The 22,159-nt window shown below is 65.7% G+C and carries 12 protein-coding genes; 2 read left to right on the forward strand and 10 right to left on the reverse strand.

Annotated features, from left to right (window positions below; all coding sequences use genetic code 11):
* Nucleotides 1–29: 29 nt before the first annotated feature.
* Both ATK74_RS09805 and ATK74_RS09810 read right to left on the reverse strand, forming a co-directional pair.
* On the reverse strand, nucleotides 30–6,185 hold the full coding sequence (locus ATK74_RS09805) for a glycoside hydrolase family 3 C-terminal domain-containing protein (RefSeq protein ID WP_169923806.1): 6,156 nt from the start codon (nucleotides 6,183–6,185) through the stop codon (nucleotides 30–32).
* Nucleotides 6,186–7,212: 1,027 nt separating this feature from the next.
* A complete protein-coding gene (locus ATK74_RS09810; protein ID WP_098460856.1) occupies nucleotides 7,213–7,740 on the reverse strand; it encodes a ferritin in 528 nt (175 codons plus the stop codon).
* A 179-nt stretch (nucleotides 7,741–7,919) separates the two neighbouring features.
* Between ATK74_RS09810 and ATK74_RS09815 the strand changes: the two genes are divergently transcribed.
* Nucleotides 7,920–8,573 carry a biliverdin-producing heme oxygenase gene (locus ATK74_RS09815; protein ID WP_098460857.1) on the forward strand — a complete coding sequence of 218 codons (654 nt, stop codon included), beginning with the start codon at nucleotides 7,920–7,922 and terminating at the stop codon, nucleotides 8,571–8,573.
* A 113-nt stretch (nucleotides 8,574–8,686) separates the two neighbouring features.
* Here ATK74_RS09815 and ATK74_RS09820 read toward each other — a convergent pair whose 3' ends face one another.
* From ATK74_RS09820 to ATK74_RS09830, 3 genes are read right to left on the reverse strand one after another with little or no spacing between them, the layout of a single operon-like run.
* Nucleotides 8,687–10,312 (reverse strand): glycerol-3-phosphate dehydrogenase/oxidase, encoded by a 1,626-nt coding sequence (locus tag ATK74_RS09820; RefSeq protein ID WP_211283339.1) that lies wholly within the window; start codon nucleotides 10,310–10,312, stop codon nucleotides 8,687–8,689.
* The gene (locus tag ATK74_RS09825) at nucleotides 10,309–11,124 is read right to left on the reverse strand and encodes an aminoglycoside phosphotransferase family protein (RefSeq protein WP_098460858.1); all 816 of its coding nucleotides are present in this window, start codon (nucleotides 11,122–11,124) and stop codon (nucleotides 10,309–10,311) included. The genes ATK74_RS09820 and ATK74_RS09825 overlap by 4 nt, the downstream gene beginning before the upstream one ends.
* Entirely contained in the window at nucleotides 11,124–11,789 is a 666-nt protein-coding gene (locus ATK74_RS09830) for a class II aldolase/adducin family protein (RefSeq protein ID WP_211283340.1), read from the reverse strand. Before ATK74_RS09830 ends, ATK74_RS09825 begins: the two co-directional genes overlap by 1 nt.
* A gap of 61 nt (nucleotides 11,790–11,850) precedes the next feature.
* Here ATK74_RS09830 and ATK74_RS09835 point away from each other — a divergent pair, with 61 nt between their 5' ends.
* Nucleotides 11,851–12,498 (forward strand): TetR/AcrR family transcriptional regulator, encoded by a 648-nt coding sequence (locus tag ATK74_RS09835; protein WP_098460860.1) that lies wholly within the window; start codon nucleotides 11,851–11,853, stop codon nucleotides 12,496–12,498.
* 47 nt (nucleotides 12,499–12,545) lie between these two features.
* Here ATK74_RS09835 and ATK74_RS09840 read toward each other — a convergent pair whose 3' ends face one another.
* The 5 genes from ATK74_RS09840 to chvE all read right to left on the reverse strand — a co-directional run bounded on the left by ATK74_RS09840 (nucleotide 12,546) and on the right by chvE (nucleotide 21,729).
* Nucleotides 12,546–14,486, reverse strand: coding sequence for a helix-turn-helix transcriptional regulator (locus ATK74_RS09840; protein ID WP_098460861.1), 1,941 nt, complete (start codon nucleotides 14,484–14,486; stop codon nucleotides 12,546–12,548).
* A 213-nt stretch (nucleotides 14,487–14,699) separates the two neighbouring features.
* Nucleotides 14,700–16,709: a helix-turn-helix transcriptional regulator gene (locus ATK74_RS09845; protein WP_098460862.1), complete on the reverse strand. Its 2,010-nt coding sequence runs from the start codon at nucleotides 16,707–16,709 to the stop codon at nucleotides 14,700–14,702.
* Between the two features lie 1,068 nt (nucleotides 16,710–17,777).
* On the reverse strand, nucleotides 17,778–18,980 hold the full coding sequence (mmsB, locus tag ATK74_RS09850) for a multiple monosaccharide ABC transporter permease (protein ID WP_098460863.1): 1,203 nt from the start codon (nucleotides 18,978–18,980) through the stop codon (nucleotides 17,778–17,780).
* The gene (gene mmsA / locus ATK74_RS09855) at nucleotides 18,977–20,521 is read right to left on the reverse strand and encodes a multiple monosaccharide ABC transporter ATP-binding protein (RefSeq protein WP_098460864.1); all 1,545 of its coding nucleotides are present in this window, start codon (nucleotides 20,519–20,521) and stop codon (nucleotides 18,977–18,979) included. Before mmsA ends, mmsB begins: the two co-directional genes overlap by 4 nt.
* A 77-nt stretch (nucleotides 20,522–20,598) precedes the next feature.
* On the reverse strand, nucleotides 20,599–21,729 hold the full coding sequence (chvE, locus tag ATK74_RS09860) for a multiple monosaccharide ABC transporter substrate-binding protein (protein WP_098460865.1): 1,131 nt from the start codon (nucleotides 21,727–21,729) through the stop codon (nucleotides 20,599–20,601).
* Between the last annotated feature and the right edge of the window lie 430 nt (nucleotides 21,730–22,159).

The raw sequence follows: 22,159 nt of genomic DNA on the forward strand, positions 1-22,159 counted from the left end.
TCCGGCCCCGCACCCCACTTGGTGTCGTGCTACTTGACGGTGACCTTCCAGGTCTTCGTCTTGCCACCGGCCTTGATGGTGATCGTCACGGTGCCCTTGCCCACCGCAGTGAGGCGGCCCACGCGATCGACATCAACAACGGCGTACCGCGAGGACGAGTAGGTGACCTTCACCCCGGTCGCCTTCGACGAGGCGTACCGGGCGCCGGCGAATGCCACCTGGCCCACCGTCATCGTCTTCGGAACCGAAGCGGTGATGCTGGTCACCTTCGACTTCGGCTTCGACCCGACGACATTCACCGTGATCTTGACCGACAGGGTCTTGCCAGCGGCAGTCTTGTCGATCGTGGTCGCAGTGATCGTGGCACTTCCCGAACCCTTGCCGGTCACCTCACCGCGGGACGACACCGTCGCCACCTTGGTGTTCGACGAGGTCCAGATGACCTTGCCGGAGTAGGCGGACGGCAGACCGTCGGCGTAGTCCACGGCCTCATCGAGGTCGAGGGTCTTCCCCTTCACCACCCGAGCCTGAACCTGATTCAGAGTCAGCTTGGTGACGGTCGGGGGAACCACGACGGGTACCTCGACCTCCTTGGGCGGGTTCAGAACCAGTCCGGCGATGGCCGCGTTCAGGCTGGAGACAGCCTCGTCCACGTCGTCCTGCGTTGCCGAGCTGTCGTCAGCGACCTGCCGGGCGTTGGTGAGCGCCTGCTGGAGCGTTGCCCACGATGCCGCGGTGTAGCGGTCATCGGCATTGGACATCGTCCCTGCGACCGAGGTCGCGTTCCTCAGCACGCCCGTGTTCACCGGCACCGGCTTGAGCACCAGCCCCGACAGTGCCGTGGTCACGGCGCTGGTGGCCTGGTCGATCTCCACCTGGGTCGCCGCGGCCTTGTCCAGCACGGTTTCAGCACTGGCCAGGCTCGACTGCAGAGCCGACCAGGACGTCGCCGTGTAGACATCGCCGGCATTCGAGACCGCAGCCGCAGCATCGTGGACGTTCCGGAGCACCGACTTGTCCGGTACCGCCGGGGCGACCTCAAGGCCGGACAGGGCTGTCGCCAACTCCTTGGCGGCCTGGTCCACCTCCGCCTGGGTAGCGGAGGCGTTCTCCAGGACCGTCGAGGCCTGGGAGATCTCGGTCTGCAGGGCATCCCACGTCGTCGACGTGTAGCGTCCCGACGAGTTCGACAACTCACGGGCCTCGTCGTAGACGTGCTTGAGGATGCTCTTGTCGATGACCGGAGCCTTCACCTCGAGGCCCGACATCGCGGTGCGCAGGGCGTCCGCAGCCGTCTTGAGCTTGTCGGGGGTCTGGTTCTGATCAGCAAGAACCGTCTTCGCCGCCGCCAACGCGTCGGTGAATGCCGACACTGAAGCCGTGGTGTAGCCACCGAGCTTGCCGGCCAGGCCGTCCGCCACTGCGACCAGCGCCTGCAGCACCGACGGATCGGCACTCGCCTTGACGGTCACCGGGATCGACTCCGACACCGCGTTTCGGGTGCCATCGGTGATCGTCACCGTCAGATTGGCGGTGGCGTCGGATCGAAGACCGGTGTTCACGACTCCGTCATCGCTGATGACCTGCTGGTTGCTGGACTTCAGCGACATGGTGTAGCCGTGCGGCACCGGAATGTCGAGGTCGGCGTCGGAGTGGATCTCGGCGGGGATATCCGCCGCGACGTAGTCGCGCACATTATCGACAGCGTCCTGCAGCATCTGCTGATAGGACTTCTGCTGAACACCGTTGAGATCGGTCACCGTGAGGTACTCGAAGTAGGTGTTCATCTGGGTTGCGGTCGAGTTCTGGGTCGCGAACAGACCGATCTTCGGATCACGGAAGTTCACCCCGGAGACCGGGTTGCCGATCTGGGTGTAGTTCTCACCGTCCTGGGAGTACCCCAGCGTGTAGGTGGTGTTGTTCTTGATGATCCTGAGATACAGCGTCACCGAGCCGTCGGCACTGGCAACGGGGTTAGCGCTGCCGAGGCCACTGAACGAGCCGTTGTTCTCCCAGCCGGGCTGGATCTGGAGCGAACTGGTCTGGCTGTTCAGCCGGATGTAGTTGTCCTCGTCCTGCCAGACCAGCAGCATTGCCTGCTGGTAGTTGGCCGTCGGCTTCTGCGGGTAGAACAGCTTGGCGACAACCTCCCAGTTACCCATTGCCGGTTGAGTGACCACGTTCTCCCAGGCCGGACCGGCCGCCCCGTAGATGTCGTAGCGCTGCGTCGGCAGTCGGAGACCAAGACCCTTCTCGGTGGAGTAGGTGGCCTGGTTCTCGCGCAACACCGTCCAGTTCGAGCTCTTCGTGCCATCGGCGAAGTAATCCGAGCGCGGACCGGAGTTGAAGCTCACCGTGTAGGTGACGCTTGTTGCACCGGTGGAAACCGTCACTGCGGCGGTACCACGGGGGGTGGTCATCTGGTTGTAGGTCACCGAGAAGGCCGGGTCCGTCACCGTTGCGGCGATCACCGGCACCTCGGTGGCGTCGGCGCTCACCTCCTGGTTGTAGCTGAACACCTCCGGATCGAAGCCTGCCACCGGAGAGCCATTCACGCTCAGCGAGGACAGCCGTGGGTACAGCTCCGACAGCGTGAAGATCGACACCTTGGCGTAGGTGGCCGAGATGGCCGCTGCCGCGGTGTCCCCGCTGGTGGCGTACAGGCCCAGCTGCGGCAATGCGTAGTACGCGGAGACCGACGTGGCCAGGCTGGACCAGGTACTGCCGTTCGTCGAGTACTTGTAGGTATAGGAGTCACCCTGCTTGACGACCTGGAAGTAGACCGAGGTCTGCGAGGCCAGGTTCGCCGAAGCGGTCTGGGTCTGCACACCGTTGACCACGCTGTACACGCGGACGACGTTGGTCGAGCCCGAGGTCGGCCGCTCGTAGACGAACCGGGTGTAGTTGGTGTCGGTGTCGTACACCACCACGCCAGCCTGCTGGTTGCTGGCCGTCGGAGTGGCGGCAAGCTTCACCTGCGTCTGGGCAACCCAGTCACCGGCAGCTGCGTTGAGCAGGACGTTCTGCGGTGGCGTGGCCGTGCCGAACGCTCCCCTCTCCGTGGTGATCGTCAACCCACCAGGCCCATAGGCCGCCTGGGTGGACGGATTCTTCATCGTCCAGCCCGCACTGGTGGCGCCAGTTTCACCTTGGGTGAGGTCGACGGTTGTCGGCCGATACCCGATTCCCACCCGGTAGGTGGCGGTGGCCCCACTGACGTTGTTGGTCGCCACGATCGTGGTGACACCCGGCAGCGAGGACGGCGGGGTGACCACGGTGGTGACATCCGAGTTGGCGTTCACAACGCTGACGTTCGGAATGGTCGTCGTGCCTGCCGGGACCTCGATCGAGTAGTTCAGGCGATCGGGCTTGAAGTTGGCGACCGAGTTGCCGTCCACCTTGATGCCGTCGATGTACGGCGTCGAGACGACGTAGACCACGAACTCCCCAGAGGCCGACTTACCGTTGTAGGTCGCCGTTGCGGTGATGGTCGCCACGCCGGGGGCGTTGGTCGTGATCACTCCATTGGTGACCGAGGCGACCGAGGGACGGTTGGAGCTGTAGCTGAAGGTCATGCCGTCGGGGAACGGGGTGCTGGCCTTCTTCATGATCTTGCTGCTCTGCTGCTTGATGATGTAGCCCCACAGGCTTTCATCGCTCAGCGAGACAGTCAGCTTGGGATCAACGGTCTCGCCACGATCGAAGATGAGTCGCTCCTCGATACCCAGCTCGGCATCGCCGGTCTGGCTCGGCTTGGCGGTGACCACAGCCGGGACAGCCGTCATCGCACCGGACACGCTGAAGTTGCCGGAGAGCGGGACGGAGGCGCTGTTGCCACCGACCTGGACCTGGTAACCACCCTTGTCAACGACGTTTCGGTCGGTCGCCTCGTCGTAGAACGCCAGATCGGCGACCTTGACGTCGAGGGTGACGGTCTTGGTCTCGCCCGGGGCGAGCTCCACCTTGTCGAAGCCCTCAAGGCGCTTGATCGGGCGCTTCAGTTCGGCCGGGGCGTCCGGCTGCGCGACGTAGAGCTGCGCAGTTTCCTTGCCGCGGACCGAGCCGGTGTTCTTCACATCGAAGGAGACCGTCACGGTGTCGTCAGCAGTGAAGTCGCTGGTGGCGGATGCGCCCTTGGCGATCTTCAGGTTGGAGTACTCGAAGGTCGAGAAGCTCAGCCCATAGCCGAACGGGTACGACGACGGCCCCGTGTAGTACATGTAGGTGCGTCCCTGCTTGCCCTCCGACGGGTACAGGTCGTAGTCGAGGATGCTCGGGATATCGGACGCTCCGGTGTCACTGACCGTCTGGTACCAGGTGTCAGTGATCTTGCCCGAGGGGTTGACCTTGCCGGTGATCACATCGCCGAAGCCAACCTTGCGGTTGCCGAGGAAGCTGGACCACAAGATGGCCGACACGTCATCAGCGAACTTGGTGACCTGCATCGGGCCGGCGGTCTCCATGACCGCAACCGTCTTCGGGTTCAGCTTGCCCACGTTGGAGATCAGGGTGTCCTGCCCGTTCGGGAGCGCGGTGCTGGTGCGGTCGCCATCCTCCTTGGAGTAGCTCTCGTTGGTGCCGGTCACGACAATCACAGCATCCGCGGCGGAGATCGTGGCCTTGTCGGCATCCGACAGGGTGTAGGAGCTTGCCGAGGTGGAGTTGCCGTAGGTGGTCAGGTAGCTGAAGGTCGCGCCCGGGTTCTTCTCGGTGATGTTGCTGGCGATCCGCTGCTGGATGTTGATCCGGTTGGTGGAGTCGCTCTGGCTCGCCGAGTACAGACCGAGGTAGCCGTTGGTCTGCCAGGCCCCCACGATGGCCACCTTGTAGTCACCGGTGGAGGGCACTGCGAGCGGCAGGATCGAGGTCGAGGAACCGGACGGGGCCGCGTTCTTCAGCATCACGACCGCTTCGGCGTTGACATCGTCGATCATCTTCAGACGCTCAGGGGTCTGCCAGCCGATGCTGCCGGACTGGGCCGCAACTCGCTGGGCAGCCTGCGAGGTGTAGGCGTTGTTGGCATCCCACTCACCGGTCTCCATGCGGGCTTGCATCAGCCGCTGCAGGGAGATGTCCACCTGGTTCTCGGTGAACGTGCCCTTGTCGGTCGTGACGCCCTGGGCGAGCATGTTCGCCATGTTCGTGTTGTAGGTCCCGGTGCCGCTGGTGTAGCCGCCGCTGCACTCCAGGTCCATGGCATGCGCCATGGCCTGTGACAACTGCTCGATGGTGGTGAGCACCTTGCCGGTGTACGGGTTGGTGAAGTTGTGACGCTTGATCGTCGAGACGGAGTCGCAGTCACCAGTGGTGTACCCGTTGAGGCCATAGGTCTGGCGCAACAGGGTGTCGTTGAGGTAGCTGCTCCAGGAGCTCGGATCGCCGTTGAGGGTGCTGTAGGCGCCCATCACCGACGAGGCGTTGGCGTCCTGAATGATGTCGCGGTAGGGCACCGCGTAGTACTCACGCAACGCCCGCATCGACGTCTTGGCTCCGCCATCCAGGCGGTTGCGCTCGCTGTTGTTGGCGACGTAGTGCTTGATGGTCGCGTTGACCTTCTTCATCCCGTTCACCAGGGGGACGCCATTGCGGTCGGCTCCCTGGATGCCCTGGACGAAGGCACTGCCCATCTTGCTCATCAGGAACGGATCCTCGGAGTAGGACTCCTCGTTGCGTCCCCAGCGCGGGTCGCGGTGCAGGTTGACCGTCGGCGAGTACATGGTGAGGTTCACCGCGTTGCCGAGGTTGGGCGCCCCAGCCGTGGTGATCTTGTTGGCCCGCTCGCGGACCTCGTCGCCGATCAGGCTGGCCTCGCGGTAGTACAGCTCCGGATTCCAGGTGTTACCCACCGAGGTGCTCTGCGGGTAGGAGTTCGAGTTCGTGACGTTGCCGCGCGCGTAGCCGTGCAGCGCTTCCTGCCACCAGTTGTAGCCATTGATGCCCGTCGTGGCGGGGACGCCTGTAGCGCCGACGCCAAGAGCGGCCGCGCCGATCGCAGGGGCATTCTCGCTGTACATCTGGGAGCCCTTTTGGGTGGCGGTCATCCGGCCAACCAGGTCAGCTGCACGCTCCGCGTAGCTGTAGCTCGAGTCCATGTAGATGGGAGTTGCCGGCGTGCCGCCGCCGTCCTCCGCCTGCGCCAGCTGCGTCGGGATCAGCCCCACGCACAAGCTGAGCGCAAGGGCCATCGAGACCCTCTTGAAATTCTTCACAGTGCCCAAGACCTCCGTCTGAGTGATTGCTGCCATGCCGGAAACCCATGACGCCGGCACCACGGCGAGATCTCCTGCGGGCACGCGCAATGGCCGCTGGCGATCGATGACGTGATGCGAGTTGGCCTCTTCTCCGCTGAAGTGGTCAGGGTGTTCGCGAGCAGTTGCCGAGTGCCCTCTGTTGGGCAGACAACCCTCTACGACCGAGCGTCAGTGCCATGAAATCCTCACCCCAGAAAACGGGGTGCAATTAGGGCACGGCCCTAGATTGCGGCTTGGTACTCGAATATGTCAAGCCGCCAAACAAATCTCACTGTAGCCAACCCCTCGTCGGCCCGCAGGCCCCTTCGGCCGCGACCCGCAGGAGGTCAACCGCAGGCCCACTCGGCGCGCCGGATCCACCCTAATGCCTAGTCAGATGGGATTTTAGGACGGGCTGAGCCAGGCGGACGCGGCATGCCGGCGGCAGGCCCACAGCCTGGCCAACCGTTGTAAATTCCGTATGAAGTCAGTACTAAATCGGGACGTAAAAAGCAGGATTAAAGGTGCACTGCTCGCACCTTCCCAGGCGATTAGCAGATTGAGGGCGGCCAGCATTGTTCCGACCCCCGATGCGAGCCGACGAGACGGGGCGCGCCAGGATCACGGACTAGGCCAGACCACCCCTCCCGCGGGCACCACCGAGCGCCCGGCGTGACGAGCGCACCGACTCTGCAGCAGGAAGCCGGGACTGCAGGCCAGTGCAGGACGGACGGATCCGGATCGGCGGAGAGCCGACCGAGGCGTCCAGATAGCGACCACCCCGCAATTCATCGAGAAGCGATCTGGACGGCCCCAATGGATACCGCACACCGCAAACCAACACGCACCCTGCGGGTCACCCCGCAATCTGTGGATTGCGCCGCCCAGCCACCAGGGCCGCGGAACGCGGCGCGATGGCGCGCAGACGCGCCCGGCCGAGGCGAAGGAGCTCGGCCGAGGTTCGACAGACAGGGGCCGGCTGCTACAGCGCTCCACCGGCCGCCGGCGGCGCGGACGCGTCCTGCCCGCCGTCGCCGATGCTCTCCCGGGCCACGTAGTTCTCCAGGTCAAACCAGTTCTCGCCGGCTCGTTCGGCGATGTTCAGCAGAGTGGTCATCGAGGAGACCTCCTCCACCTGCTCCTTGAGGAACCACAACATGAACTGCTCCCCCAAGGGGTCGCCCTCGGCGCGAGCGGCCTCGAACAGCGCCTTGATGTCGGCGGTCACCTGCTTCTCCTGGGCCAGTGCCAGGCTGATCGGATCGGTGGGGCTGGTGAAGCTGTTGCGCACCGGATCGATGCCGGGAATCGTGACCTGAAGATCACGGTCGAGCATGTACTGAACCATCATCATCGCGTGGTTCCGCTCTTCCAAGGACTGCCGGTAGAAGTAGCGAGCCAGCTGCGGAAGGTCCTGGGAGTCGAACCAGACCGCGACCGCCGCGTACTGCTGGGAGGCCGCGAACTCGTTGCGGACCTGGGTGGCGAGGAGTTCGGTGAAGGTGCTCATGACTCCAGGCTAGGTGGGTTGTCCAGCGAGCAGCATCGGCAATCACTCCACCTCAGCGGACGTCCGGATACCGGCGAGACCCTCCCCGGAGGAGATTTGGTTAGGTTAGCCTTACCTAAATGACCGCAAGGAGGCGAGTACCGGACTCGCCGTGTGCGAGCCGACGAAGGGACCAGCAGATGACCGCCGTGACCAGCATGACCTTGTCCGAACAGCTGCGCTCTGGCTCAGCTGCCGAGCACCGTCGCGCGGAGTCGTCCAGCTTCATGGCTGCCCTGGCCGAGGGCCGGGTCAACGCGGCCGGGTACGCCGCCTACCTCGGTCGGCTGCTGCCGGTCTACCTGCAGCTGGAGGAGGTCGGTGCTCAGCTGAACACCGACGAGCGCGTCCGCCAGTTGTTCGATGTGGCCCTGCTCCGGTCGTCGGCGATCGCCGACGACCTGCACCACTGGGGCGGGGTGGCGATCGACTCCCCCGCGGTACGCGCGTATGCCGAGAGGATCCACCAGACCCTGGCCGACCCGGTCTGCTACCTGGCCCACCACTACACCCGCTACCTCGGCGACCTGTCCGGCGGCCAGGTGATCGGACGCGTGCTCGAGCGAGTCTTCCAGCTCAGCGACGGCCAGGGCACCGCTTTCTACCGGTTCCCCCAGATCGAGAAGGTCAAGCCGTACAAGGACGGCTACCGATCCCGGCTGGACGCACTGGCGCTGACCGAGGACGAGCAGGCGCGCGCCGTGGACGAAGTCCGGGTGGCATTCGCCCTGAACCAAGGTCTGTTCGACGAACTGACCGCCGAACTGCCGACCTACCTCACCCACACCGCCTGAGCCGCTCCCGGTGCCGGCACGAGCCACTCCGTGGCCGATCGCGCCGGGCACTGGCCTCTCCCTGTGAGTGGGGCGGCCACATTCACCGCCCAACTCACAGCGGGGAGGCCGGGTCAGTCCTCTGGCAGGCTGACCGCCCGGCGGGCCAGCTCGAGTTCCTGGTTGCGCCGCTCGGCCGTCCAGCCCAGTTCGACCGCGACGATGTCGGCGGCGGCGTCCAGGACGTCGGGGCCGGGGTTGCCCAGTTGCCCGATGCCGGTGCGGCGCAGCAGCGCATCGGTGAGGTGCACCACGGCCTCGTTCCGGGCCGCCCAGGCCACGGTGGCCAGCGGCTCACCGTCGGGAGTGCCGGGAAGCCGCAGCCGATCGTCGGTGCCCATCAGCTTCAACACCTCGGGCAGCTGCGAACCGTACAACTGCACCAGCACCTCCCCGGCCGACTCGGCCAGGCCACCGGCCACGACGGCCGTCTTCGCCCGCTCCACTTCGTGGGGCAGTTCGCCGAGCTGACAGCCGTCCAGCGGAGTGACCGCCGTTCGCGACGGACGGACGCCACCCCCGAGTTGGCGTCCGAGTGCCGTGACGATCCGGCTGGCGAAGGCGCGCGAACTGGTGTACTTGCCGCCCATGGCCGAGACCAGGCCGGTCACTCCCTGCCGGGAGTGGTCGATGAGTTCCGAGGCCCGCGACGCCGTGTAGGTGTCCACCTCCGCGCTCTCGGTGAGCGGACGCAGCCCGCCATAGGCCGCGACTACGTCATCGATGGTCAGCTTCACCCCCGCGGTGTTATTGGCGGCGATCGAGGCCAGGAAGGCCTCGATCGCCGCCCTGGTCAGCCGCCACTCGTCCACGGGTCCGTGGTACGGAGTTTCGGTCGGGCCGACCAGACTGTGCCCCCGCCAGGGTGCGAAGCTGAAGTGTCCGTGCTTGCCCACAGTGAGCACCATCACGTCGCTGAGCTTGCGCGTGACCAGATAGATGCCCTCCGAGCGCACCTTGGGCGGCGGGCCGGCCAAGGCCTGGGTGGCCGGGGTCGCCGAGAGCAGGTCGTGCGCCCAGGCGCCGGTGGCGTTGACGGTCACCTTCGCCCGGATCAGGCCCGGGTTGCCGCTGACCAGGTCGGTGACCTCGGCGCCAGTGACCCGCTGCCCATCCAGCACCAGCCGATCCACCCGGACGTAGTTGGCCACCTGGGCACCGGCGGCCACCGCCGTCCGCAGGAAGGCCAGAGTGAGCCGCTCCGGAGAGAGCATCATCGAGTCGTAGTAGAGGATCCCCTTGCTGACGTAGTCCAGGCCGAGTTCGTCCAGCGCGCTCCGGTGGAGCCGATGGTGGGCCGGGATCCGCTTGGAGGGATCGGAGAGCCGGTTCCGGTCGAAGGAGAGCACGTCGTAGGCGGTCAGGCCGAGCACTTCGACCAGGCCGGTCTCGGGCAGGACGATCGGGATCGGCGAGACCAGGTTCGGCGCGATCCGCATCAGGTTGCGCCGCTCGGCCAGCGACTCCCGGACCAGGCCCACCTCGAGCTTCTTCAGATAGCGCAGCCCGCCGTGGATCAGCTTGCCGGTGGCCGCGGAGGTGGCCGCTCCGAAGTCACCCTTCTCCACCAGGGCAACGGTCAAGCCACGGCTGGTCGCCTCGTGGGCCAGGGCGGCACCGGTGATGCCGCCGCCGATGATCAGCAGGTCGAACTCGTCGGCCCCCTCGAAGCTGGATCGGACGATCCTGGTCACGCTCACGCCGCCATCACCTTCACTGCTGTTTGTACCCGGCGAAGCAGCCGGCCCCGCTCGCTCTCGATGTTCAGCAGGCCCAGTCGCAGCACCCGCGCACAGGTCATCCAGGCGTCCACCTCGCCGCGAGTCAGCTCAGTGGTCGCGAAGTAGCGAGCCAGGTAGAGCCGGCGCATCAGGCCGCGGACGATCTGGTAGAGCAACAGCTTCAGCGGCGGTGTGCCCGGGAACAGCTCGACCTCGCTCATCAGCAGGGCCGACATGGCCACGTCGGCGGCCGCCGGACCCCGGCAGGCCGAGTGCCAGTCGATGATGGCCCAGCCGTCCCGATGGTGGAAGACGTTCTGCGGGTGGTAGTCCAGGTGCAGCACCGAATCGCCCTCTGGCAAGGACTTCAGGTGCGCAGTCAGGGCCGTGCGCTCGTCGTCACTGAGCTGGTCCAGCGGGGCCGCTTCCAGCATCCCGATGGCCAGGTCGCGGATGTCCGGCAGCTCGGTCGTGTGCGCGGCATGCATCTGCGCGTGACAGTCAGCCAGATCCCGGCAGACCTGGCCGAACTTGCGCAGATCCTTCTCGGCGACTTCGTTGAAGCTGGGGCCTTCGATCCGCTCGAAGATGATGCCGAGCAAGCCCTCGACCTCAGTGAGCCCGTCGCAGCGGACGCTGGGCACGCCCAGCTGGTGAACCAGGGTGGCGGCCTTCGCCTCCTGCTCGATCCCGGCCCGATCCTCGCTCGGCGGGTAGAGCTTGATGGCGCGATCCTCGCCGTAGGTGTACACGTCCGAGGTGCGGCCCCGTCCGATCTTCTCGGTGGTCATCACTGGGCCTTCCGCGTGCTGCCGTAGCCGGACGCGGTGGCCGCGGCGATCACCGACTGCAGTTGCTCAGCGTTGAGTGCCCGCGGCTCGCCGATGGTCTTGGCTCGCACGTAGAGCTCGCACAGCCACTCGGTGAGCAGCGCATTCTCGACGGCTTTGGCCAGGTTGGCACCCAGAGCGACCGCACCGTGGTTGGCCATCAAGGCGGCCATCCGGCCGTCCAGCGCCTGGCCGACCGCGGCGGCCAACTCGAGGCTGCCGAAGGCATGGAACGGTGCCACCCGCAGTGATCCGCCGAGGACCAACTGCTGGTAGTGGAGCACCGGCAGTTCGTCCAGCACCACCGAGACGGCCGTGGCCATCGTCGAGTGGGTGTGCACCACGGCCCGCACCTGATCGGCCGGCGCGTGCTGATAGATGCCCAAGTGAAGCGGCGACTCCGAGGTCGGGACCAGGTCGCCGTCGACGATCCGTCCGGCTGGATCGGTGATGGTGATCTGCTCGGGGGTGATCTCCCCCAGCACCGCACCGGTCGCGGTGAGCGCCACCACGTCGCCGTGCCGGACGCTCAGGTTGCCGCCGGTGCCGATGAACAGCCCTTCGGCGGCGAGCTTGTGACAAGCCCGGACGAGGGAGTCCCGGAGCTCGTTGAAGTTCGACGACATTGTCATATGCTCAGCATGGAGCTTGGACCAAACCAAAATCAAGTTTGTTTTCAGGAGTTGGATGCCGGATTCGGCCCTCGCAAGAGTGAACTGGGAGCACCTGCCACTGCGCCGGGTGCCGAGTCAGGCGCGCTCGCGCGACAAGGTGATTCGCGCCCTGAAGGCGGCCGACGAGATCGTCGCCGCCGACGGCGCGGCAGCGGTGAACCTGTCCAGCGTTGCCGAGCGGGCCGGGGTCAGCGTCGGAGCGCTCTACCAGTATCTGCCCGACCGGGACGCGATCCTGGCTGCGCTGAGCTGGCGCTACCACGCCCGACTCGAGGCACTGCTGGACGAGGTGGTGGCCGATGCGCGGCGCCGTCCGCCCACTTCGAACCCGGTGGGCTACGTGATCGACGCGGTGGCCGAGATCTACCGCGAAGAGGCCTCGGCGCGCTCACTGCGTGGTTCGGCCGGACTCCCCTCCTTCGATGAACAGCGCCAGGCCCACCGAGCCCGGATGGCCGCCAAGGTGGCCGAGCTGCTGCAGGTGGCCGGGATCACCTCGTCGGGACGAAAGCCGACCCCGATGATCGCCGCTGTGGCCTTCACCACTGCGGACGCCCTGCTGCACGAAGCCTTCGCCGCTGCCGAGCCCGAGCGATCCCAGATCCTCGAGGAGCTCCGGCTCGTCGCCCGCGGCTACCTTCAGGCCCGCGCGGACGATTGAGCCTGCCGCAGCGCGACTGATGCTGCGGCTCGGCGCCGCGATCCGCCCTAGACCATGCCCTGGTCGCGGGCCTGACGAATCAGCTCACTGCGGCTCTTCGCGCCGAACTTCCGGCGCAGGTTCACCACCTGCTTGCGCACGGTGTGCGGCGAGACCTGCAAGCGGGCCGCGATCTCGGGAATCGCATCGGCGCCGGCCAGCAGCGGGAGCAGTTCCTTCTCGCGTCGAGTGAGCCGGACCGGGGCGGTGACCACCTCTCCGACCGGCACCAGCCCGTCCAAGGCCGCCAGGAAGCTGTCCACGGAGGCGCGATCCAGCTGCGAGCGCCGGTGGGCCCGGAAGGCCGCCAGCATCGCCGACCGGACGCTGGCCGGAAGCATGCCCAGCGGCATCAGGGTCTGGTGCTCCACACATTCGGCGACCGCTTCCAGGACCGCCTCGATCGCGACCTCCTTGTCGGTGGCCGGATCCAGCAAGAGGGCTCCGGCACGCACGGCCCGGAGACCTACCCGATCCCCCAGCCGCGTCCCCTCAGCGAAGATCCCGGAGTCGGCAGCCCGGCGCGCGGCGTCGTAGCGTCCAGCCCAGAGCAGCGAGCGCGCCTCCGGCAGCCACCGCCAGCGCGGGTCCTGCCCGTGAGCAGCCTCCAGCGCCGCCGAGTCGGCACCGAGCCGGTCCAGGAGCGCGATTCGGGCCCGGGACAGCAGCAGCGAACCGAGCGGCTCGTTCTGCTCGGCCGAGGACAGACCGTGGCTGGTCTTGGCGGCGTCCAAGGCGGCCAGCGACTTGGCCGGCTCGCCCCACAGTGCCCCGTGCATCGCTTTCAGATAGACCGCGAAGGTCCACATCGCGCCGCCCGGAGTCATCTTGCTGAACGTCTGCAGGGCATCGTCGACCGCCGCTCGATCCAGCCGCCGTAGCGACCGCAGAGCGTCGGCCACGAAGCCGGCGGTGGCGTCCTCGGCCAACAGCCCGCGCTGATGAGCCATGTGTGACAGCTCGCCACGATGCTGCGCCGAGCCTTCCCCGGCCACGCCGGTCAGCTCCTTGGCCAACGCACCGGTGCCATCACAGATCCAGGCGGACGCCGCGGGATCCAGAGCCGCCGCCCGCTCCGCCTCGGCGACGCACTGCTCCAGTTCACCGCGAGCCAGGGCGACCTGGGCCGAGGCAGCCCGGAAGATCGCCTCCGCTCGCCGACTCGGGGCCGCCTCGCTGCCGCGCTGGCCTTCGATCATGCGGGCCGCGTCATCGTGAGCCGCCCAGGCAAGGTCGAGCGCGGCCGCCGAGCTCACCCCCGGCACGATCCGCTGCGTACTCATCCACAATGCGGCACCCAGCAGCGCGGCGTTGGGGTCAGTCAGGTCACGCCAGTAGGCATGTAGCGACAGGCCGTCGGCCAGGAGCCCGCGAGACACCTGGCGCTCCCACGCCGGCTGGCCCAGACCGTCCGCCTGCGCCAGCGCCCAGGCGACGGTGAGCATCGGGGCTTCCCGACGCGCCTGCTCGGGCAACTTGGACAGCATCGTCAGCACCCGTGGCTCTCGCCAGTTGGCGGACGGAATCATCGCCGACCAGATCTCCGCCATCCGGGTCCAGTCCTGCCGGATCCGCGCCCAGCACAGCGCGTCCACCGCCAGCTCGGGGTCGCGTTCGATCAGCCAGTGGTCCAGCAGCGCGGCTGCTGCAGCCTCAGCGGTGTCGCCCTCGGTCAGCGGCTCACGCACCCGCAGTGAGCCGTCGGCAGCCGGCGGTTCAGCGACTCCGACTGACACCAGCCACAGCTGATACTGCAGCCAGTCCAGCGCCGGCCCGCGCGCTCCAAGAGCCTCCCGCAGGAACCGGTAGCTGGTCTCGGTGATCCGCGACCAGAGCCGACTGGCCTCACCGAGTAGCTGATCACCCGCCGGGCTCGGATCAACGCTGCCGAAGTAACGCTGACGTGGAACCGCATGCATGGCGAAAGGGTCGACTTCGTCCGTCTTCATAGTGCACTCCCAAGGTCAAAGCACGCCGTAGAACCCGGCCGAGGGTTCTGCAGCGGCCCAGCACATCGCTGTGCCGACATCAGCAAGCTTGTAGGTAGACCGCCCCGGAACTCAGCCCGGTCCGGCACCAAATCGCGACCAATTAGTGATGCGGGGGGCAACTCACGTGGTCCTGTTCGCGGTACTCCGGCTCTTCGCCGGTTTCAGTTGTGACTACCTCGGATCTACGCCAGAGGCGGAAAGCAGACCCTTCTCGATTGCCCGGGAAACCAGCTCCTCGCGGGTCCGAGCGTTGAACTTCTCCCGCAGCGTGACCACCTGCTTGCGCACGGTGTTCACCGAGACGTAGAGCTGAGCGGCGATCTCGCGCAGTGAGGCGGACGTGGCCAGCAGCGGCAACAACACCTTCTCCCGCGGGGTGAGCCGCATCAGCGGCCCGGCCGCCCGATAGCCCGGACGGAGATCAGCCAGCTTGGCCGGCACCAGCCGCTCACGCAGATAGCACTCCCCCGAGAAGGGATGATCGACGTGGCGTTCCAGCACTGTGGTGAGCAGGCCCTTGGGCAGCAGCGCCACCGGCAGCAGGCTCCGGGCTTCGCGAGAAATCAGGCAGGCCGCCAGGATCGATTGCTCGATCTCGGCGTCGTCGTCCTCGTTGAGGATTCCGACTGCCGCCTTCAGCGCCTGCAGGGCCGCACGGTCGGCCAACGACAGCTGGGCCGCATGCAGCCCTTCCTCGGCCAACACCCTGGCCTGCTCCAGATCGCCGGCGCACAGATGCAGCCGGGCCGCCGGGGCCAGCGTGAGGAACCGGGCGCCGGCGTCGGTGATGGCAGCAAGCATGGTCGCAGCCAGGTCCACCTCGCCGAGGTTGATCAGCAGTTCAGCCCGGGTGCGCAACTGGACCGGGTCCACCTCGTCCGGCCTAGCTCCGCCCAGGGCCGCATCGAACGCGGCCAGGGCCGCCTCCGGCTCCTGCCACAGGATGCCGGCATAGGCCCGAGTGCAGGCCATCAGCAGCGACTGATCGAACCAGTGCTGCGCCTGACGCCGTTCCAGGGCGGCGAGCTCGACCATCACCTCGGCTTTGTCGAGCTGGTGAATCCCGGCGAAGGCCTTCGACAGGTGCAGCAACTCGGCCAGCGAGGCGGCTGCCTGGCACCGGTGTCCGGTGTGGTCGGCGATGTACAGCTCGCCACGAGTCCGCTGCCCGGCATTTCCGTTGAAGAAGCCGGACGCAGCCAGCAGGCTCGCTCCGATCACCCCGAGCAGGCTGCACCGAGGACTGAGCAGCAGGACCAACTCGCTCTGCCGGGCGACCTCCGTCCAGCGTCCCACCGCGGTCGCCAACGCCGCCGAGCAGAGATGGAAGATGGCCACCGCGTACGCGAAGGGCGGATGATGCTCGCGGTTGGCCTGCAGGATCCGCTCCTCGATGGCGCGCCTGGTCGCCGCCGCGGCCGTTCGTCCAGGATCGGCCAGGGCCGAGGTGGCGCACGCCTGGGTCAGCATCCAGAAGCTCCCCGCGACCAGGGCGGCATTCACGTCCTGATGGTCGGCCCAACCCGAGTGAAGGGCCGCTCCCTCCTTGATCAGTTCCCCGACCAGCTCGGCGATCGACAACTGGTTCCGCTCAACGTCCAGGGCGGCCAGCAAGGCCACCGAGGCGCTCAGGATCGGGTGGGCCTGGCGCTCCGAGCTGGCCAAGGTGTGCACCGCCCGCTGCAGGCGAAGATCCCAGCGCACCAAGCCGGGCTCGGTGAGCAGGATTCGCTCCAGTGCACCCCAGTCAGCCTCATCGGCCGCCCAGAGCGCCAGCTGCGGGATGGTGTCGGGCAGCCCGAGTCGCAATCCGGCCCGCAACATCTCGCGTCGGGGCCGGGAAAGGCCGTCGTAGCGTCCTTCCAGTTCGACCAGCATCGAGTCGCGGACAGCCGCGACCAGCTTCGGCTCCGGACCGTCGGCCAGGAACCCGGCCTCCTCAAGATGGCGGTAGAGCTCAGCCAACTCCGCACTCGACACCCGACTGCCGGTACTCTCCGCGGCCATCCGGAACAGGCCCTCGGTCAAGCTTTCGGCCAAGGCGATCCGGCTGAACCAGTCCGGAGCACCCAGCCCCTGCCACAGCTCACACCACTCCGCGACTGCGGGCGTCGCAAGCCGATGCACCAGCGGCAGCCGAGTCTGACTTCCCTCGGCGCGCTCCGCTTCAAACGCTCTCACTCCGATCAGCCTCCTTCACCGCTCGCTGCGTGCCAGATGTCCGCCTGGGCCGTCCACCACATGGGGTCGGGCCCAATCGCCAGTTGCCTGACCGGTGTCTAGCCGGGCCTCCTCTGCGCGCAACCGAGCGACTGTCGGGGGTGAGGATGTGAGTCGAACTCACGATGATCGGCGGGCCTGCGAACTGTCCTGGCGAACCGGGACGAAGACCTGCGCTCGCCTAGATGGTAACTGTGAATCGGCGTGGCGCCACCCACGGGCCGTCCGGCAGCGAATCGCTGAGACCGCAGCGTCCAGCCAATGGACGAACCTCCGCATGGCCGGGACGCAGCCCGCGACGTCCGCCCGAATGAGGCGCCGTCAGTACTCCCCCTCGAACTCATCGAGGTGTGAAACTCCACCGCCGCCATTGCCGTCTCCTTGCGATTCCTCGTCGAAATTCGACACATGCCGAGTGGGCCGACTTTCCCAGGACCTCACTCGTTGATGCTCGCCCAGAGCATCTCCGTAGCTGACAGATCGGGACGCGGCCAGCCTCGCGAGAAGCTGGAAGCCGACGCCATCGGGCCACCGTATGCAGAGATTTGTGGTGCCTCACAGCATATGTTTCGAAAACGGCTCCCGCTAGCCTTGACGTAACACCGATGTAGGTATCTGGTTGAGTACAGAGGGTACCAAAGTGGGACCCCGAACTCTGCCGACGGGCTGCCGTGGACCCCTCTGGAGGTGATCGCGGCGGCCTACCGATTGGCCCATGCCCGCCGGGGAAGCAGTCCCGACCGCCGGTTTGTTGCGGCGCGCCACTTATGGGATCCCACTGATACCGCAAACACCTGGATCTATCTCCGGATTTTCCCGAAGAATGCCGGATCAATCACGAAAAGATAACTACCGCACGCGTCAGTGAAGAGGCACAACGATCCGTGCCGCGGCTCGGCCGGTCACGCCGCGCCGCGGCCCCTGGCCGCCGCATCGAATGCCTCGTCGACGAAACCCACCCAGATACGACAATCGGCAGCCCCGGCGGACTAGCGGTGGCCGGGACTGCCGATTGAGCTGTTGGTTACCTCACCCGCGGCGCTTGTTGATGAGGTCGAAGGCGACGGCCAGGAGGAGGACGAGTCCCTTGATGGCCATCTGCCAGGCGGCGTCGACCGAGAGGATGGACAGGCCCATGTTGAGCACGCCCATGACCAGGCCGCCGATCATGGCTCCGGTGACGGTACCGACGCCGCCTTGGACGGCTGCGCCGCCGATGAACACGGCTGCGATGGCGTCCAACTCGTAGTCCTTGCCGGCGGAGGCGACTGCGCTGCCGGCACGGGCGGTGGAGACGACGCCGGCCAGGGCGGCGAGGATGCCGATGTTGACGAACAGGGCGAAGTTCACTCGCTTGGTCTTGACGCCGCTCATGATGGCGGCGAACAGGTTGCCGCCCATGGCATAGATGTGGCGTCCGAACACCGACCGGTTGAGCAGGAAGTCATAGCCCAGGATCAGCACGGCCAGCAGGATCAAGATGATCGGGGTGCCGGAGTAGTTCGCCAACTGCCAGGCAATACCGAGAATCGCCAACACAGCCACCACCAGCTTGCCCCAGAAGGACAGAGCCGGCTCGACCGGGAGGGTCAGCTTCTTGCGGTTGCTCCGCGCCTGGCTCTGGAAGAAGACCAGCAGAGCGCACGCGAGAATGGCCAGGGCCATGGTGAGCACGTCAGTGGTGCCGATTGTGCCCAGCCAGGAGGGGAGCCAGCCGGCGCCGATGGCGACGAACTCGGCGGGCAGGCCTCCGATGGTGCCACCGTGCAGGAAGATCAGTGTGAGGCCACGGAACAGCAACTGGCCAGCAAGAGTCGCGATGAAGGCCGGAACTCCCACGTAGGCCACCCAGAAGCCTTGCCAGGCGCCGACCAGGGCACCGACCAGCAGCGAGATGATCACGGCGATCCACCACGGCAGATGCCATTCACTCATCGCCAACGCGGCGATTGCGCCGACCATGGCGACCACGGAGCCGACCGACAAGTCGATGTGACCGGCGATGATCACCATGACCATGCCGATCGCCAGGATCAGCACGTAGGAGTTCTGCTGGATCAAGTTGTTGACGTTGCCGGGCAACAGCAGGCGTCCACCCGTGAGCACCTCGAACAACAAGATGATGACGACCAGCGCAGCCAGAATGCCGTACTGACGGAAGTCGACGGCCATGTTCCGGTTGTTCTTCGTCTTTTCGCCCGTCGCTGGGGCGCTCGGGGTAACGGTGCTCATCGCAGAGCTTCCTTTCCTGCGGTCATGAGGTACATGAGGTTTTCCTGGGTGGCCTCCGAACGCGGCACATCACCGGTGATGACGCCCTCGGAGATCGTGTAGATGCGATCACACATGCCGATCAGCTCAGGCAACTCGGAGGAGATCATCACCACCGCCTTGCCCTGATCGGCGAGCTCGTTGATCAGGCCATAGATTTCGTACTTGGCGCCGACGTCGATGCCGCGGGTGGGCTCGTCGAGGATCAGCACATCAGGTCCGGCAGCCAGCCACTTGGACAAGACCACCTTCTGCTGATTGCCGCCGGACAACCGACCCACGATCTCCGAGACCGATGGCGTCTTGATGTTCATGCTGCGCCGGTACTCATCGGCGGTCAGGTACTCGCGGTTGCGATCGATGACCCCCCACTTGGCGAACTTGGCCAGTGCCACCGCAGTGATGTTGGTGCTGATCATCCCGATCAGATTCAACCCGTACCGCTTACGGTCCTCGGTCACATAGGCGATCCCATTAGCCACCGCCTCATCCACCGTGGCCGTGCTGATCTCGACACCGTTCTTGAACACGCGGCCCGAGATATTGGTCCCCCAGAGACGACCGAAAAGGCTCATAGCCAGTTCGGTACGGCCAGCACCCATCAGGCCGGCGAAGCCGACGATCTCGCCAGCGCGGACACTGAAGCTGGCATGGTCCACGGCGACCCGGCTCGGATCGACGGGATGGTAGGCCGTCCAGTCCTCGACTCGGAACCGCTCTTCACCGATCTTCGACTCATGAGGCGGAAACAGGTTGCTGAGTTCGCGGCCGACCATGGACTTGATGATTCGGGCCTCGGTGGCGTCGGGGCCGCGCATGTCGATGGTCTCGATGGTCTTGCCGTCACGGATCACCGTGACCCGATCAGCGATCCGACGGATCTCGCGCAGCTTGTGCGAAATCATGATGCAAGTGATCCCGTGATCACGCATACCCGCGATCAGATCCAGCAAGTGGTCGGAATCCTCATCGTTCAATGCGGCGGTCGGTTCGTCCAGGATCAGCAGGGAGACGTCCTTGGCCATGGCCTTGGCGATCTCAACCAGCTGCTGCTTGCCGACACCGATCTCGTAAATCTTGGTGGCCGGGTTCTCATTGAGCCCGACACGTTCCAGGAGCCGACCGGCCTCCAGAGTCGTACGATCCCAGTCGATCACGCCGCCCTTGGCGCGTTCGTTACCCAGGAAGATGTTCTCTGCGATCGACTGCAGCGGGTTCAGCGCCAACTCCTGGTGGATGATGACGATCCCGGCCGACTCGCTGGAGTTGATATCGGCGAAAGTCGCCTCAACCCCATTGAACTCGATCGTTCCCGAGTACGTGCCGTGCGGGTACACCCCGGACAACACCTTCATCAACGTGGACTTACCAGCGCCGTTCTCACCACAGATCGCGTGGACCTCGCCCCGGGCAACCTCCAAAGAGACCCGATCCAAAGCCCGAACCCCACCAAAGTCTTTGGTGATCTCATGCATCCGCAGGATCGGTTCGTTCTCAACCATGCTTCACCCTCACATCAAGTTGACCAGGACATGCCGGTGGGGTGACGGCTCGAAACCGTCACCCCACCGGTCACATGTCACAGACCGACGTCGGAGCCCTTGAGGAAGCCCGAATCGATCAGCTTGGACTGAACCAGGTCCTTGGTCACAACCTCGGGCTCGATCAGGTAGGACGGGACGATCTTGACCTCATTGTTGTAGGTCTTCTCATCGTTCACGTCGACCTTCTCGCCCTTGATGATCTGCTGGATCATCTTGAACACCTGGGCACCCAGCTTGCGGGTGTCCTTCCAGACGGTCATGGACTGCTCGCCAGCCAGGATCGCCTTGACGTTGGCCTTGTCGCCATCCTGACCGGTGATGATCGGCCAATCCGGACCCGGCTTGTAGCCAGCCGACTTCAGCGAAGCCTCGATGCCGATTGCCAGGGAGTCGTTGGGGGAAAGAACAGCCTGGACCTTCTTGCCACCGGCGTAGAAGGAGGACAGACGGTTGTCCATCTCGGACTGAGCGTTGGCCGACTTCCAGCCCTGGATGCCGATCGTGGTCCACTCGTCAACGGACTTCGGAGCCTTGCCACTGGGGACCACGAGGGTGCCCTTGGTGACGTAGGGAAGCAGAACATCCCACGCACCGGCGAAGAAGAACTTCGCGTTGTTGTCGTCGGGGCTGCCGGCGAAGGGCTCGATGTTGATCGGCGAGGTGGCCGAATCAAGCTTGAGCTGGTCCTTCAGGAAGTTGCCCTGCAGCTGGCCGACCTTGTAGTTGTCGAAGGTGGCGTAGTAGTCGACGTTCGGGCTGCCCTTGATCAGGCGGTCGTAAGCGATGACCTTGATCTTCTGCTTGGCGGCCTGCTCGAGCACCGGGGTGAGCGCGGTGCCGTCGATGGAGGCGATCACGAGGATCTTCGAGCCACCAGCGATCTGGTTCTGGATCTGGCTGATCTGCTGATCAACCTTGTCATCGGCGTACTGAAGATCAACGGTGCACTTGGCCTCTTCCAGCTGCTTCTTCAGCTGCTCGCCATCGTTGATCCACCGCTCCAGGCTCCGGGTCGGCATCGTGATGCCAACATTGCAGTCAGCAGCAGCCGGCGCCGGTGCGCTGCCCGACGTGGCGGGCTGGGCGGCACCGCCGCTGGAGCAAGCGCCAAGGGTCAGGGCAAGCACACTCGCGGCTGCGAGCGCGACATGAGTCTTCCGCGACATTCTGTTCCTCTCTGAATCTCTGTCGCCGGCCCGATAGAGCCCACCCCCGGTGGACTGCATATGGGGCCGCCAGCTGCGATCGCAGCTTTTGTCTGTGCCCACAACATAAGCCCACAAAACGGCGTCCAGCAAACCCATGGCGGTAACGATCCAGTAACGCATGATGGAAATCGTTTTCCTAGATCCACCGCGGAGGGGGCGACCGTTTGCCCTAGTCGCAGGACTTTAGCCCCGCAGTACCATCGGACATACCACCGCAATTACCGCAAAGTGGGCAGGTTTGTGGGATGTGTCCATGCATAAGTTGCTCTTTCCAACATTTTACTCGGATCGCCCCTCTTTTGGGCATCGGACGAGGCGGCCCGCGAGCCGGGGTCCGCCCTACCCACTCGGTGGCGTCTCGACACACCGACAGCGCTCGGTTCGGCAA

This window comes from Propionicimonas paludicola (genome assembly GCF_002563675.1).
In the GTDB taxonomy this organism is placed as follows: domain Bacteria; phylum Actinomycetota; class Actinomycetes; order Propionibacteriales; family Propionibacteriaceae; genus Propionicimonas; species Propionicimonas paludicola.

Bases quoted from the DNA above. Each gene is read 5' to 3' on its own strand.
- ATK74_RS09805 (WP_169923806.1), bottom strand. From the start codon at position 6,185: ATGGCCCTTGCGCTCAGCTTGTGCGTGGGGCTGATCCCGACGCAGCTG.
- ATK74_RS09810 (WP_098460856.1), bottom strand. From the start codon at position 7,740: ATGAGCACCTTCACCGAACTCCTCGCCACCCAGGTCCGCAACGAGTTC.
- ATK74_RS09815 (WP_098460857.1), top strand. From the start codon at position 7,920: ATGACCGCCGTGACCAGCATGACCTTGTCCGAACAGCTGCGCTCTGGC.
- ATK74_RS09825 (WP_098460858.1), bottom strand. From the start codon at position 11,124: ATGACCACCGAGAAGATCGGACGGGGCCGCACCTCGGACGTGTACACC.
- ATK74_RS09830 (WP_211283340.1), bottom strand. From the start codon at position 11,789: ATGTCGTCGAACTTCAACGAGCTCCGGGACTCCCTCGTCCGGGCTTGT.
- ATK74_RS09835 (WP_098460860.1), top strand. From the start codon at position 11,851: ATGCCGGATTCGGCCCTCGCAAGAGTGAACTGGGAGCACCTGCCACTG.
- ATK74_RS09840 (WP_098460861.1), bottom strand. From the start codon at position 14,486: ATGAAGACGGACGAAGTCGACCCTTTCGCCATGCATGCGGTTCCACGT.
- mmsB (WP_098460863.1), bottom strand. From the start codon at position 18,980: ATGAGCACCGTTACCCCGAGCGCCCCAGCGACGGGCGAAAAGACGAAG.
- mmsA (WP_098460864.1), bottom strand. From the start codon at position 20,521: ATGGTTGAGAACGAACCGATCCTGCGGATGCATGAGATCACCAAAGAC.
- chvE (WP_098460865.1), bottom strand. From the start codon at position 21,729: ATGTCGCGGAAGACTCATGTCGCGCTCGCAGCCGCGAGTGTGCTTGCC.